Genomic DNA, 14112 nt, shown 5'->3' with positions numbered 1-14112 from the left:
GGCCTACACGAAGCGTGGGTCGGCTTCCATCACGTGGCCGCATCTCTTGCAGGTGCGCAGGTCCGTGCTCGCGTAGAATTCCCGGAATCGTGGGAGGAAGTCCTTTTCGATGTTGTGCAGCACGAACCGGTACTCATGCAGGCGGTTGTTGCATTGCTCGCAGTACCACTGGAGGCCGTCGAGCATCTCGCGGTCGTCGCGCTTCACCTCGATCACCAGGCCCACGGTGTTCGGCCCGCGGCGCGGCTGGTGGGGAACATTGGCAGGCAGCAGGAACATCTCGCCTTGCTTGATCGGGATGGTCACCGCCTTGCCATCCTCTTGGATGCCCACTTCGATATCGCCTTCGAGCTGGTAGAAGAGCTCCTCCGTTTCGTTGTAGTGGTAGTCCTTGCGGGCATTGGGACCACCAACGATCATGACGATGTAATCACCTGCATCGGCATAGAGGTTCTTGTTTCCGACAGGCGGCTTCAGCAGGTCGCGGTTGTCGGCGATCCATTGCTGCAGATTGAATGGGCGGCGGATGGGCATGGCGTGCTCAATTGCCGCGAAAGGTAGTCCGGGCCCGCTTCAGTGGCGGCCCAGGCGAGGCCGGATGCCCAGGTCAGTGCTTCACCGACCGGCCCGCTTGGAGCAGCGCAGCGCCATTGGCGCGCATCATGTCAACGGTGTATTGCTGGTCCTGCACGAAAGCCAGCAATTGCCGGTTCCACTTCACCATGGCGAACGGGAAATCCAGCACATCGGTGTCTGCCCCTTCGTACTTGCCGGCCGGCAGCATGCTCATCTCCATCTCGATGGGCGCCAAGTGCTCGAGTTCCGTCGGCACCTTTCCGCGCGTGTCAACGAGCATGCGCTTAGGGAGGAAGCCCTCCTTCTGGAATACGATGGCGAACTCCTTCTGCAGTCCGAGGCCAAGGGCGAAGCGACCGCTCTTATCCGTCACCTGTGTTCCGACGATGTCATTGCCATCATAGACCACCACTTCGCAACCAGGCAGCTTCTTGTCGCCGTCCGAGATCCGGCCGGTGACCTCCAGAATGCGGGTATCGCTTTGCTGAGCCAGCGCCCATGTGCTCAGGAGCGTGGCCAGGAAGGTGAGTGCGTTGCGTTCCATGGGGGCCTTTTACCCCACTGGCAGCCGGGTGGTTACGGGCTCAACGCAGCGGGGCGGGCCCAATGGCCCGCCCCGTGCAGAATCGGATCAGATCGTTCAGCGCACCACCATGCGCAGCGTAACGGCCTGACCTGCGCCATTGACACGCACTGCGTAAGCCCCAGGCGCCAGTTGGCCTTTCAAATCGAATGGGATCGGCTGGCCTTGGGTCATGGTGACCTGATCGGCGTACACCACTCGGCCGCTGAGGTCCACTACACTTACCTGCGTGGCGCCATCGGCTGGGCCAACCAAGCTGAATTCGCCGGTGCCCGGGTTCGGGTAAAGGTTCCAAGCAGTTGCTGCCGCATCGGCCATGCCATCGCAGATGTCCACGTTCACAAGCACGTAGTTCGCGCTCAACGAGATGCAGGTCCCGGTTGAAGTGACATCCGTTGCGAGCAGGCCGGGCTCGGCGCCCACGAGGTCGCCGTTGTAGCTCACGCCCCACACGCGGTACAGGCCGAGCGGCGCGCTATTGAAATCGAGCGAGCCGCCCACGAGCACCGCCACGATCACGTCGTTGTCATCCGTGAGCACGAATGCATATTGCTCTCCGCTGGCGCTGCTAGTGATGAAGTCGACGACATCGGCCTCGGAGTCCTGGCAGACATCCAGGCTGAAGAAGCCGCCGCTGGTCTGCACCTGACCGCCATCGCAGACCACCGTTGGCGTTTCGCCGGTGAGGCAGATGAAGAACTGCCCGCCGTCACCGTCGGTGAAGTTGCTGTACACCTGCACCACATAATCGGTGAAGGGCGAGGTGGCAATGACAATGGGGTCGGTGGGATTCGTGTAGCATCCCAGCTCATTGCCGCCGCAGGCATCGAAGATGGCAATGGCCCAATCCTCCATGGTGCCGGGATCGAAGTTGAGGGTGACCTCCGTGTTCTGGTCCGCGTTGAACGTGTACCAGACATCGAAGAGGTAGCTGCCCCCTGCATCGCAGCTCGGCACGGCACCGTCCATGTCCGCGTAAGTATTGTCGCCGGCGGTGGCGTTGGCCGGGCAGTCGTCCACGGCATTGATCGCCAACGACGCGGAACTGACGCAATCGTCGTTCACTGGGCTGCAATCGTTCACGACCACTGGAGCGCCAGCCACATCGAGCGCTCCGCAGATGATGCCCCCGCCCTGCACCAGCAGCGCATTGACCTCAAAGCCGGTGGTGACGCCCAATTCAATCAGGCTCAGATCGATGGTGAGCGGGTCATAGACCACCGTGTGGATGGTATAGTTCCCGGGTTGCGCCACGCTGAAGACCGGGCTTCCATTGAGTCCAACGATCACCAAGCCAGCGCCCTCGGTGAGGACATAGCCCACCTCGTAGCCATCGGGCACGGTAGGCGCCACCGTGAACGTAGCGCTCACTTGGGCCTCGCCCATCATCAGGCAGACCGGGCTCGCGTCGATGGCCAGTTCACCTGCAGTGGCATCACACACGATGCAATTCTCCACCGTCATGGGAGCACCCGCAGCATCAAGGCTCGCGCAGATGCTGTTGTCCGTGATGTACTGGATCACATCGAAGCCGGTGGTGACGCCGAACTCAACGATGCCCAAATCCAAGGTGTTCGGATCGTACACCAAGGTGTGGATCGTGTAGTCGCCGACCTCCTCCACTTGGAAGAAGGGCGCAACATCCGCTTCCAGGATCACCAGGCCAGCACCTTGCGTGAGGACATACAAGGTCTCATAGCCGCTGGGCACCACTGCATCGCCGTTCGGCGTTGCCACGATGATCACGGATCCGCCGGCATCGAGGCAATAGGTGTCCTGATCAGCGGTGATGGTTCCTGCATTGGCAAGGCACGCGCAATCCTCCACAGTGATCGGCGCACCCGCAGCATCAAGGCTGGCGCAAATCGCATTGTCCAGGATGTATTGGAGCACATCGCCGCCGGTGGTGACGCCGAACTCAACGATGCCCAGGTCCAATGTGGCCGGGTCGTAGACCAAGGTGTGGATCGTGTAGTCGCCAGCTGTGTTCACCGTGAAGGTGGGGTCAGCACCGGCATCGAGGATCACGAGGTCACCACCTGTGGTGAGCACGTAAACCACGCTGTAGCCACTGGGCACAACCGCGTTGCCGTCAGGCGCAGCGGAAATGGTGGCTTCACCAGCTTCCAGGCAAACAGATTCATCATCGGCGGTGATGGTGCCTGCATCGGCTTCGCACTCAAGGCATTCGATCACGGCCACAGGAGCACCCGCTACATCGAGGCTGCCGCATACGGTTCCTCCGCCTTGAATGAGCTGGCTGAGGATCTCACCCGCTTGCGTGACACCTAGCACTACACCGCTCAGGTCGAGGGTATTCGGGTCGTAAACAAGCGTGTGGATGGTGTAATCGCCCAAGGCATCAACGAAGAAGGCCGGGGCAGCGCCGGTCTGCTCAATGACGAGGTCGGGCCCGGAGGTGAGCACATGCAGCACCTGATAGCCGACCGGCACGGCAGGCAGGGAATCGAAAGCAGCATCAATGAGCGTTGGGCCGTCCTCGAAGCAGACCTCGGGCCGGTTGGGAGAGAGGGTGCTGGCATCGGCATCGCAGGTCAGCGGTGCTGGGCCCTGCACGCAGATGGTGAAGGTGGAGGTCGTCGGCGCGGAGGCTTGGTAATGGAATACCCGAAGGAAGTAGGTGTTTCCGATGGTGAGCCCAGTGAAGTTCAAGCTCACGCCTACGCCAGTTGAGCCCTCGGCATAACAGATGATGGGCGCACCGTTGCAGCCCGTGGTGCCATCGCGGAGCTGCACCACCGGGTCGAATCCAGCGCTCACATCGACGTTCACCACATGCTCCGTGGCGGTGGCCACGAACGTGTACCAGACATCATCGTTCGGGTTTCCCAGGAAACCGGAGCAGGTCACCAGCCCAGCGATGCTCCCTGTGGCGTTCTCCGTGGTTCCCGCCACCGGGTTGCAGACGGGATTCGGGCTGAGCTCGATGGCATTGGCGCAATCGTCATTGGGCGGCGCCAAGCCATTGGTGATGCAGATGGTGAACGTGTGGGTGGCGGGTGCGATCGCTTCGAAATGGAACACGCGCAGGAAGTAGGTATTGCCGATCGTGAGGCCCGTGAGGCTCATCAATTCGGTCTGCCCCGCACCTGCCGCGTCCTGGCAGGTGATCGGCGATCCGTTGCAGCCGCCGCTTCCATCGCGCAGTTGCACCGCCGCATTGAACGAAGCGCTCGGCACCACGGTCACCGAGTGCTCCGTGGCGGTGGCCACGAAGGCGTACCACACATCGTCATTCGCATTGGCCAGATTGCCTGAGCAATCAACAAGTCCGGGTATGCTCTCCGTCGCGTTTTCCGTGGTGCCCGTCACGGGGTTGCAAACGGCTCCAGGGGTGAGCACGATGGCATCGGCGCAGGCATCATTGGGGAGGGCCAGGCCGGTGGTCACGCAGATGGTGAACGTGTGCGTGGCTGGTGCGATCGCTTCGAAATGGAAGACACGCAGGAAGTAGGTCACGCCCACCGTGAGGCCTGTGAGGCTCATGGCCTCATTGATCCCGGCGCCACCTGCATTCTGGCAGCTGATCGGCGCGCCATTGCAGCCCCCGCTTCCATCGCGCAGCTGGATCACTGGATTGAATGAGGCGCTCGGCGCCACGATCACCGTGTGGTCAATGCTGGTGGCCACGAAACTGTACCAGACATCGTCATTCGGGTTGGCCAGATTGCCCGTGCACGTCACCAGCCCGGTAATGCTTGCGGTGGCGTTCTCCGTTGTGCCAGCCACCGGATCGCACGAGGACGAAGGGAAGAGCTCGATGGCGCCGGCGCAGTTATCGTTGGGCGGCACGGTGCCCGTGGTGATGCAGATGGTGAAGGTGGTAGTGGCCGGAACCGTGGCCCCGTAGGAGAACACGCGCACCAGGTATTCAGTCCCCACCGTGAGGCCGGTGGCCTCCAGCACTTCGAGCCCGCCCGCGCTCACCACGTCCTGGCAATCGATGGGCGCACCGTTGCATGCGCCGCCCCGAAGCTGGATCACCGCATCGAAACTGGTACTGCCCTGCACCAGGATCAGATGGTCCGTAGCCGTTGCGGTGAAACGGTACCACACATCGTCATCCGGTGTGGCATTGAATCCATCGCAGAACGCGGGACCCGGTATGCTCTGGGTCGCATCGGTAACATCCCCTGCCACAGGGATGCAAGTGGCGTTGGGCGTGAGCTCAATCGCACCGGCGCAATCGTCGTTGGCAGGCTGCGCGAAGGCGGCCATTGGAGCAAGGCCCCAGACGGCGATGAGACTGAAGAGAAGATGTCTGATCATGGTAAACGATTTGGGTTCTGACAGTGGGCGTTGGCGGGGGCTGCCGCAGGTTCAGGACAAGGCATTTCCATGGTTCGTCGCCTGGTTCGACCGGCACGACCAGCGGAATCCCGCTGTTTGACCTGTAAGCCTCTGCATTGAGGGGCAAATATTCCAGTGCTCGCAGGCCGATTCGTCCGATCCATCGAATGATTTATCCACAACCGCGAGCCGCATTCACGAAAAAGAGCGGGGCGGCCGAATCGGCCGCCCCGCAAAACTCGATTCAGAAGGCTCAGCGGATCACGATGCGCTGCTCCTCACGGGCGTCGGTGGTCGACATCCGCACCAGATACGTGCCCTTGGCCAGAATACCGGCCAAGCTGATCGGCATGCTGGAGGACTTGGCCACCGTGCGCTGCTCCGCAAAGGCCACGCGGCCCAAGGCGTCCATCACCTCGATGAGCACGCTGCCGTGCAGGTTTCCGGTGCGCACGATCATGTTGCCATCGGTCGGGTTCGGGTACACGCCGAATTCCGCCTCGCTCAGGCCCGACGCCCCGGTGATGATGCCGATCATGTCCACCGTGTAATCCTCCACTTGGCCGTATGTGCTGGTGTCGCACGGTGTAGGGTTCGGGGTGTTCGGATAGTTGGCGCCCACATAGGTGTCGTGCAAGCGGACGCGCATGCGCGTTGGTCCAGCCGCAGCCGTGAGCGGCACGGTCACATTCCCATTGAAGGGGCCAATGCCCGGCGCGGAGCTGAAGATGATCTCACCGGCATCGAACACGGAGTTATGGTCCCAATCCACCCAAGCCAGCACCTGATCGGTGGCGAAACCGCCAGCGGTGGTGACGCTCAACGGGTAGGATTGGCCGGCCACCACGGAAGCGGCCGTGCCCAGCGTGAAATCCTCATAGCCTGCATTGCTCACGCTGTTGTTGTTGATCCCTGCGAAAGTCACGTTGCTGATCTTCTCGAACTGCAGCGAGTTCGCGCTGGCCTCGCAGTAATCGCTCGGCGGTGCGCAAGGTGCTGCTGCCACGTTGATGGTGTACGGCCCAACGGAACCGACATCGGTGAGCACGGGGTAGTAATAGGTGCCGGCAGGCACGTTCGTGTATTGGATGGTCACGTTATCGTTGCCGCAGCTCGTGGTCTCAAAGGAGGCTGCCTCCACGAAATCGGTGAATGGGCAGCCGATGAAGAGGTTGAGGAACGAGTTCTCGAAGGCCGGCGTGGTAGCGCAGTACGACAACGTGATATTGGCGCATTCCGTGGTCGTGAAGGAGTGCCATACGTTGCCGAAGCCGAGCTCTTCAGTATCGGTGGCCCCGGTGTTATCGCCGCTGAAATCAACGCTGCCCGGCACACTGAGGCCCACCGGGGTCACGGCCGTGCAGAGATCGTTGGGCGGGGTGCCACCGCCACCGCAAGCGGTTGTGATCACCTCGATGCTGTAAGCGCCAACCGGCGTGTTCACTGGATCAACGAGCACGGGGATGTAGTAGGTGCCAGCAGCGAGTTCCGCGAAGCTCAGCGTGCAGTTGTCAACAGAAACGGTTCCTGTGAGGATTCCGGTAAGGAAGTCAGGGCAACCCACGGACAGATTGACGAGGAAGTCGTCGAACTCGGACCCGGGCACGCAATAATTGATGTCCACGTTGGCGCATGCAGCGATGGTGAACGCCTCCCAGACGATCACGAACCCTGTGGTTCCGTCCTCCGTGGCTCCGGTGTTGTCACCGCTGAAGGTGTTGGAGCCAGGCACAGCGATGTTCGCGGCGACGGCGCCGGTGCAATCATCATTCGGAGGAGTGCCGCCACCGCCTCCCGCGATCACGCAGGTGGTGAAGCCGAAAACGGTCTGCGGAACATATGGCCAGTAGTACACGCGGTACAGGTAGGTCGTGCCCGGAGTGGTGGTGATCGTGAGCGTCTCGGTGCCGCCGCGCAGGGTTGCATCGATGCACCCCAAGGAGGTGAGCGCGATGCAGCTGCCGCTGAAGGCCTCAAGCACTGGATCCATGCCGGTGGTGGCATCGCCCGCTCCGGTCACTTCGATCGTGGTGCTCGCGGCCGTGGCGGTGAAGGTGTACCACACATCGTTCGCTGAGGTCGCCGTGAAGCCGCTGCAAGCGGCTGGCGCCAGTGATTGCGTGGCGTTCTCCGTGGTGCCGGGCGTGCTCACGCACGTGGCATTCACCCCGATTACAGAGGCATTGGTGCAGAGGTCATTCGGCGGGGCGCTTCCAGCGCCCACGCTGATCACACAGGTGGTATAGCCGAAGACGGTCTGGGGAACGTACGGCCAGTAATACACGCGATAGAAGTAGCTCGTGCCCGGCGTGGTGGTGATGGTGAGCGATTCCGTGCCGCCGCGCAACGTGGCATCGATGCAGCCCAAGGATGTGAGCGTTGCGCAGGTGCCGCTGAATGCTTCCAGCACGGGATCCATGCCAGTGGTGGCGTCACCGGCACCGGTCACTTCAATCGTGGTGCTTGCCGTGGTTGCCGTGAACGTGAACCATACATCATTCGCCGAGGTTGCCGTGAAGCCGCTGCATGCCGCTGGGGCAACCGACTGCGTGGCATTCTCCGTGGTGCCTGCAGTGGTCACGCAGATGGAATTCACTCCGATCAGGGCTGCGTTCGCGCAAAGGTCGTTGGACGGGGCGCCGCCGCCGCCAGCGGTGATGTTCAGCACATAGTCCTCGATCTCGCCGTAGCTCGCATCGCCGCAGGGAGTGTCGTTGAAGACATTGATGTAATCGGTGCCGTCGTGCGTGTCGTGCAAGCGGATGCGCATTCGCGTGGTGCCCAAGGTGGCGCCCAAGGGAATGGTGACATCACCCGAGTAGATATCAAGCGCTCCGATCGCGGAGATCAGCACCTGCTCTCCGGCATCGCCGAAATCGAAGTCCTGATTGTAATCGATCCAAGCCAGCACTTGGCTCTCGCTGAACCCGGTGGTGAGCGTGGTGGTGTTCACGTTCACGCTCAGGGTGTAGGTCATACCTGCGGTCACATTGCCCGCTGGCGTGGGGTACAAGGTGTAGGCCGGCGCGATGGGTGCCGCGTTGGCCGTGGCATTGTTGATGTTCGAGAAGGCGACGTTGACGATCCGCTCATCGAGATCGAAATCGATGGAGCCTGAGGCGCTCGCCGCGCAATAGCCGCCGCCGCGCGAAACGAGGCCATTGCTGTTATTGTGCTTCAGCTGTGCCTGCGGAGCTCGGCGCAGGGCGGCACCGGCGACGTTCGGCCGATCCGCCTTGGAGCGCGTATCCATGCGCGACTGCGCCGCAAGGCCGAGAGCTCCGGCCACGGCCAGGCCGCATCCGAGTGCCCGAAGGGTAAAGAAATTCATCATCGTGGTTTGGGTTTGAGGCAGCGAAGTGACGCACCAGCCTTCACGTTTCCAAACAGAATCTGGGCCTATTCATCAATGGCGCGCGATCCATCGCAGTTCACAGGAACATGTGAGTTTAGCAGCGCAGCCTTAACGGCAAAGGCTATTTGAGCCGTCTAGTTTCGCCCACGAAGCATGAAAACCACCCTTGCCCGTTACCCGGTGCTCACCTTCGTGGCACTCACGCTCGGCTTCCAATTCGCCGTGGTCGGCTTCGTTGATTGGCATCTTCCGGAGGGGGCCCGCATCCACGACGACCCGACTGCGCATAATGTGTTCCGTCTCAGGGCCTTCGGACCGCTGCTCTTCGCCATTCTGCTCACGGCATGGTTTGAGGGCAGCGCCGGGCTCCGCAACCTCTTCGGCGCCTTCTTCAAATGGCGCGTGGGGCCCCAATGGTATGCGCTGGCCTTCGGCTGGAAGTTCCTATTCACCTACTTGGGCGTGTTCGGGATCTGGCTGCTTGGCATCGACGGTTGGCCTGGGTGGGCCGCAGGAAATGGGCCGGGCGGCCTTATTCACAGCCTTGGTCTGTTGCTGAACAACATGCCGTTCATCGTCGGCATCGCCTTCGTGGAGGAGACGGCCTGGATGAAATTCTGCGTGACCCGCATGCAAGAGCGTTACAGCGCTTTCCGCTCTTGCCTGCTCGTGGGCATCTCTTGGGGGCTCTGGTACCTGCCGATGCTGCTGGTGGGCGAGGGCGTGCCCGACGGATACCCCTGGCCGGTATTCCTGCTGAGCATGGTGAGCCTCACGATCCTGCTGGGCTGGACCTACAACATGACGCACAGCGGCACCGTGCTCCTCATCATGCAGATCATCAGCAACTGCGCCTTTTTCATCATACCGGTGCTGCCCGATTGGCATGCGGGCAATGCCAACTTCGTGACGGGCTTCGTGGTGGTCAATTTCATCAGCGCCGTCACGATCACCTTGGTCTTCGGCTGGCGGGAATTGGGCACGCGGCCACGTGCGCGCTGGAGCGATGGATTGCCAAAGAAGAACAGCGCGGCGCCGTTGATCACGCACAAGGAGAAGGTCGCCGCTGAGGCTTGACGCGCATCATGCGCCGAGCACGAGCATCAGCGCCGCCATCGCGATCATCAGCGCGTCTTCCGCGATGGTCACCGTGCTCATAGGAAGATTGAAGACGGTGCCCAAGCACGCGCAGCGAATCCTCTGCTTGTTCAGCACCGCGCGCAAAACGCCCAGCAGGCTGAAGCCCATGACCCCGATGGTGGCCACATTCAGCCACCACGCATGGGCCACGAGCAGATAACCCGCGCCCAGTGCCGATTCGATGAAGGGGTACACTAGGCCATAGCCTTTCCATTTCATCGCCAGCAGGTCGTAGCCCGCGTAGCTATCGGCGAAGCCACGCACATCGAGCAGCTTGAAGAATGAGAAGGCGATGAAGAAGCCCGCCATGAAGTGCGCCATGAAGCGCATGGGGTCGATGGTTCCGTGGCTCCACGAGGTGATCGCAGAAACAAGCGTGATGAAGCTGATCACCAAGGCGAGCGGGTAGTAGGTGCGCAGGGCGAACGGCTCCATGTCGTTCGCTTCCTTTTCTCCGGCCTCCAAGACCACCTGGTACTTCGTTCCATGCAATGCACCGGAAGCATCTGCTTCGGACACAACGCGCCTCGACTTGATCACGGCCAGCCCCTGTGCATGATCAACACGCACCTCTTCCACTCCGGGAAGCTGCCGCAACAGATGGGCGACCTTCGCCGCGCAGCCTTCGCAGGTCATGCCGGCAACCCTCAGCTCGGTCTTCATGTGTCAACAGCGCAGCGGCCGGGTCGTCATGGACCCTCAGCCCTTATCCACCACCCTCGGCACCTTGAAGTAATCGCTGTCCTTCACCGGTGCGTTCATCAAGGCTTCCTTCTTCGTGATGGTCGTCTCGGCCAGGTCCTCGCGGAGCACATCGGCCTCATCGGTCATGAAGATCAGTGGCTCCACGCCGGTGGTATCCACTTCGTTGAGCTTCTCCACGAAGGTGAGCACCTTCTCCATGTCGGCGAGAATGGCTCTGCGCGCGGCCGGTTCGCTGTAATCCAAGCGTGCCAGTTCGGCAATGCGGTCCAGGGTGGCCTCGTCGATCTTCATGGCCGCGAAGTTCGTGCTTGCCGGGCATCGTCGTCCAAGAGCGGCCCCTCGATCACCTCGTAAACGCGTTTCCGCAACGCTGGCACGTCTGGATCGCTAAGGCCAATGGTTGACATTGGGGCATGGATCACCGTCCGGGCGATGCCAGGCCGCGCGCGCGAAAGCAGCTCGATCGGCTCACCGAAGAGCCTCCAATGGTCAATGAAGGTCACTGGCACGATGGGCACCTGCTTCTCGATCGCCAGCTTGAAGGCGCCATCCTTGAACGGTTTCATGCGCGGAGTGAAAGCCGGGATGGTCCCTTCGGGGAAAATGGCGATGCTGGTTCCTCGGTCGATGGCTTGCGCCGCCTTGCGGAAGGCTCTCGCCGCCTCGCCCCGGTCGTTCCGGTTCACCGCGATGTTCATGCCCTTGAAGAACATGTTGAAGAGCGGCCACTTCAACAGCTCGTACTTGCCGATGAACAGGAAGTAGCGCGGGATCACATTGTACATCTGGATGATGTCGATGTAGCTGCTGTGATTGCAGCAGATCACGTACGGTGGCTCGGGCAGGGGCGCTTTGCTCACGATGCGGGGCGGAACACCGCTGGCGCAGGCCAGGTAGCGGGCCCAGATGCGCTTGAGGCGGAAAGCCTTGTAGTAGCGCTGCGGGGTATAGAGCAGGATGCGGAACGGGACATAGAGCAGCACCAGCGAGCTGAAGAACACGAAGATGAACCAGCCCTTGTAGATCAGGCGCAACGGCAGGAAGAGCCACTTGGGCAAGGGACTGCGGCGGCTATCGCCATCGCGCACCTTGGGGCGCTCCGCTTGTATGGCCTTGTTCATGCTCGTCCCGCCGCAACGTTGGCGCTGAAGGGCCGCGAAGGTATCTGCCGCGCTCACCGGTAATTTCGCCGGCCATGCCCCGCATCCTCACCGGCATCCAGAGCACCGGTACGCCGCACCTCGGCAACGTGCTCGGCGCCATCGCCCCCGCCATCGCCGAGAGCCGCAAGCCCGGCAACGACAGCTTCCTCTTCATCGCCGATCTGCACGCGCTCACGCAGATCAAGGATGCCGCCCTGCTCCGCGGCAACACCCACAGCGTGGCGGCCGCTTGGCTCGCCGCCGGATTGGATACCCAGCGGACCGTGTTCTACCGCCAGAGCGACGTGCCCGAGGTGACCGAGCTCACGTGGTACCTCAGCTGCTTCTTCCCCTACTCGCGGCTCGCCCTCGCGCACAGTTTCAAGGACAAGGCCGACCGCTTGGAAGACGTGAACGGCGGGCTCTTCACCTACCCCATGCTCATGGCCGCCGATATCCTGCTCTACGACGCGGAAGTGGTTCCCGTGGGCAAGGACCAGAAGCAGCACCTCGAATTCACGCGCGATGTGGCCGAGCGCTTCAATCACCAGATGGGCGAGACGTTGGTGCTGCCCGAAGCGCGCATCGACGAGCAAGTGATGCTGGTGCCTGGCACCGATGGCGAGAAGATGAGCAAGAGCCGCAACAACCTCATCCGCCTCTTCGCGCCGGAGAAGGAGCTGAAGCAGGATGTGATGGGCATCGTCACCGACAGTGCGCCCCTCGAAGCGCCGAAGGATCCCGAAACGAATAATGTCTTCAAGCTCTTCAAGCTCGTGGCACCCGCCGATGCCGTGCAGGCCATGGCGGAGAAATTCCGGGCGGGCGGCTATGGCTACGGCCACGCGAAGAAGGAATTGCTGGCCGCGCTTCTCGACGGCTACCGCACCGAGCGCGACACCCACGCCCGCTTGATGGACGACAAGGGCGATTTGGACGCGCGCTTGAAGGAAGGCGCGGACAAGGCGCGGGCCGTGGCGAGCGCGGTGTTGAAGAGGGTGCGGGAGAAGTTGGGTTATTGACCCTTCTCCAGCTTTCCTTGATACTGCCGGTACAACTGCTTCTGGTGATCATCGAGCACGATGCGGCGGCCTTGGATGAAGGCCCAGCGCACATCGTTGCCGCGCATGTCGAGGGCATCGCCCTGCGAGACGATGAGCGTGGCGTCCTTGCCCAAGGCGAGGCTGCCGCAGCGCTGATCGAGGCCCAGGATGGCGGCGGCATCGAGCGTGATGGCGCGAAGGGCATCCTCCGATGAGAGTCCGTGCGCGCGTGCGGTCCCAGCGGTGAAAGGCAGGTTGCGTCCGCCGGCGTGCTCGTGGTCGCCGGTGTAGCCGAGGCAGAAGCGGATGCCGCGCTCCTTCAGCAAGGCGGGCAGTTTGTAGGGCATGTCGACGTCGTCCTCGGGCCGCATGGGCAGGCTGTGCGTTCGGCGGAGGACCACATCCACCTTGTTGTCGCGCAACAGATCGGCCACGCGCCAGGCATCGTAGCCGCCCACGATCACGGTACGCTGCACGCCCTCGGCCTTCGCGAATTGCACGGCCTCGGTGATCTCGCGCGCGGCGTCGGCGCGGACGAAGAGGGCCTTGCTGCCATCGAAGAGCCCTCGCATCGCTTCCATGCGCACGTCGATGATCGCGGGTGACTTCTCCGCCGCGTACGCCTTCACTCTGCGGAAGAATTGCCGAAGCTCCTCAAGCTTCTTGACGCGCTCGTCCTTCTTCTCGCTATCGGTCTCGCCCGGCTCGGCCCACCAGCCTTGCCGCTGATAGGCTGAAGGCCACGTCATGAAAACACCGTCATCGGCCTTCACGGTTGCCCCATCGTTATCCCAAGCGTCGAGCTGCACCACGCTGCTGGTGCCCGCGATGGTGAGCCCGCGCGGCGCCACTTGCGCCAGGAGCACTCCATTGGAACGGATGGTGGGCGTTACGCGCGAGTCGCTCTTGTAAGCGCTGATGCTGCGCAGCTCGGGTTCGTACTGGCCAACATCGCGCAGGTCAACGGTGGCTCGCGTCTGCTCCACCTCGATCAGGCCCAGAGGCGAATCGGGCACGATGAAGCCGGGATAGAGGTGTTGGCCCTTCGCGTTGATCACGGTGTCGTACTGCGCCTTCACGCCATAGTCGAAGCCCACGTAGTCGATGCGGCCGCCTCGGAAACCAACGGCACCCTCGTCGATCACCTTGCCATCACCCACGTGCACGGTGCCGCCGGTGATGAGGATCGATCTGGATTGCAGCGGCGCGGGCGTGGGGACCTGGGCATGCGCATGCAAGCCGCAGAGCAGCAGCATG

At 62.1% G+C, this 14112-nt stretch carries 10 protein-coding genes; 2 read left to right on the top strand and 8 right to left on the bottom strand.

Annotated elements, in window-relative coordinates:
- Window positions 1–3: 3 nt before the first annotated feature.
- The 4 genes from IPK70_15645 to IPK70_15630 form a co-directional block, all read right to left on the bottom strand.
- Entirely contained in the window at window positions 4–534 is a 531-nt protein-coding gene (locus tag IPK70_15645; protein ID MBK8228594.1) for a 3-hydroxyanthranilate 3,4-dioxygenase, read from the bottom strand.
- Between the two features lie 73 nt (window positions 535–607).
- Entirely contained in the window at window positions 608–1120 is a 513-nt protein-coding gene (locus tag IPK70_15640) for a hypothetical protein (protein MBK8228593.1), read from the bottom strand.
- A gap of 96 nt (window positions 1121–1216) precedes the next feature.
- Window positions 1217–5449, bottom strand: coding sequence for a T9SS type A sorting domain-containing protein (locus IPK70_15635; protein MBK8228592.1), 4233 nt, complete (start codon window positions 5447–5449; stop codon window positions 1217–1219).
- Window positions 5450–5723: 274 nt separating this feature from the next.
- A complete protein-coding gene (locus IPK70_15630; protein MBK8228591.1) occupies window positions 5724–8804 on the bottom strand; it encodes a T9SS type A sorting domain-containing protein in 3081 nt (1026 codons plus the stop codon).
- A gap of 174 nt (window positions 8805–8978) precedes the next feature.
- On the opposite strand from IPK70_15630, the gene IPK70_15625 reads away from it, so the two are divergent.
- The gene (locus tag IPK70_15625; protein MBK8228590.1) at window positions 8979–9902 is read left to right on the top strand and encodes a hypothetical protein; all 924 of its coding nucleotides are present in this window, start codon (window positions 8979–8981) and stop codon (window positions 9900–9902) included.
- Window positions 9903–9908: 6 nt separating this feature from the next.
- Here IPK70_15625 and IPK70_15620 read toward each other — a convergent pair whose 3' ends face one another.
- The 3 genes from IPK70_15620 to IPK70_15610 are packed head-to-tail and all read right to left on the bottom strand — an operon-like array spanning window position 9909 to window position 11791.
- Complete coding sequence (locus IPK70_15620; GenBank protein MBK8228589.1) at window positions 9909–10628, bottom strand: cation transporter; 720 nt, start codon at window positions 10626–10628, stop codon at window positions 9909–9911.
- A gap of 36 nt (window positions 10629–10664) precedes the next feature.
- Window positions 10665–10961 carry an Asp-tRNA(Asn)/Glu-tRNA(Gln) amidotransferase subunit GatC gene (gatC, locus tag IPK70_15615; GenBank protein ID MBK8228588.1) on the bottom strand — a complete coding sequence of 99 codons (297 nt, stop codon included), beginning with the start codon at window positions 10959–10961 and terminating at the stop codon, window positions 10665–10667.
- Entirely contained in the window at window positions 10958–11791 is an 834-nt protein-coding gene (locus IPK70_15610; GenBank protein ID MBK8228587.1) for a 1-acyl-sn-glycerol-3-phosphate acyltransferase, read from the bottom strand. The genes gatC and IPK70_15610 overlap by 4 nt, the downstream gene beginning before the upstream one ends.
- A 74-nt stretch (window positions 11792–11865) precedes the next feature.
- On the opposite strand from IPK70_15610, the gene trpS reads away from it, so the two are divergent.
- Window positions 11866–12834: a tryptophan--tRNA ligase gene (trpS, locus tag IPK70_15605; protein MBK8228586.1), complete on the top strand. Its 969-nt coding sequence runs from the start codon at window positions 11866–11868 to the stop codon at window positions 12832–12834.
- Here trpS and IPK70_15600 read toward each other — a convergent pair.
- Window positions 12828–14111 (bottom strand): amidohydrolase family protein, encoded by a 1284-nt coding sequence (locus IPK70_15600; protein MBK8228585.1) that lies wholly within the window; start codon window positions 14109–14111, stop codon window positions 12828–12830. The two genes, trpS and IPK70_15600, sit on opposite strands and share 7 nt — an antisense overlap.
- Window position 14112: the final 1 nt, after the last annotated feature.

This window comes from Flavobacteriales bacterium, assembly GCA_016712535.1.
Taxonomy (GTDB): Bacteria; Bacteroidota; Bacteroidia; order Flavobacteriales_F; family PHOS-HE28; genus PHOS-HE28.
The sequence above is the reverse complement of the archived record's forward strand: the minus strand, read 5'-3'. Positions and strand labels throughout refer to the sequence as shown.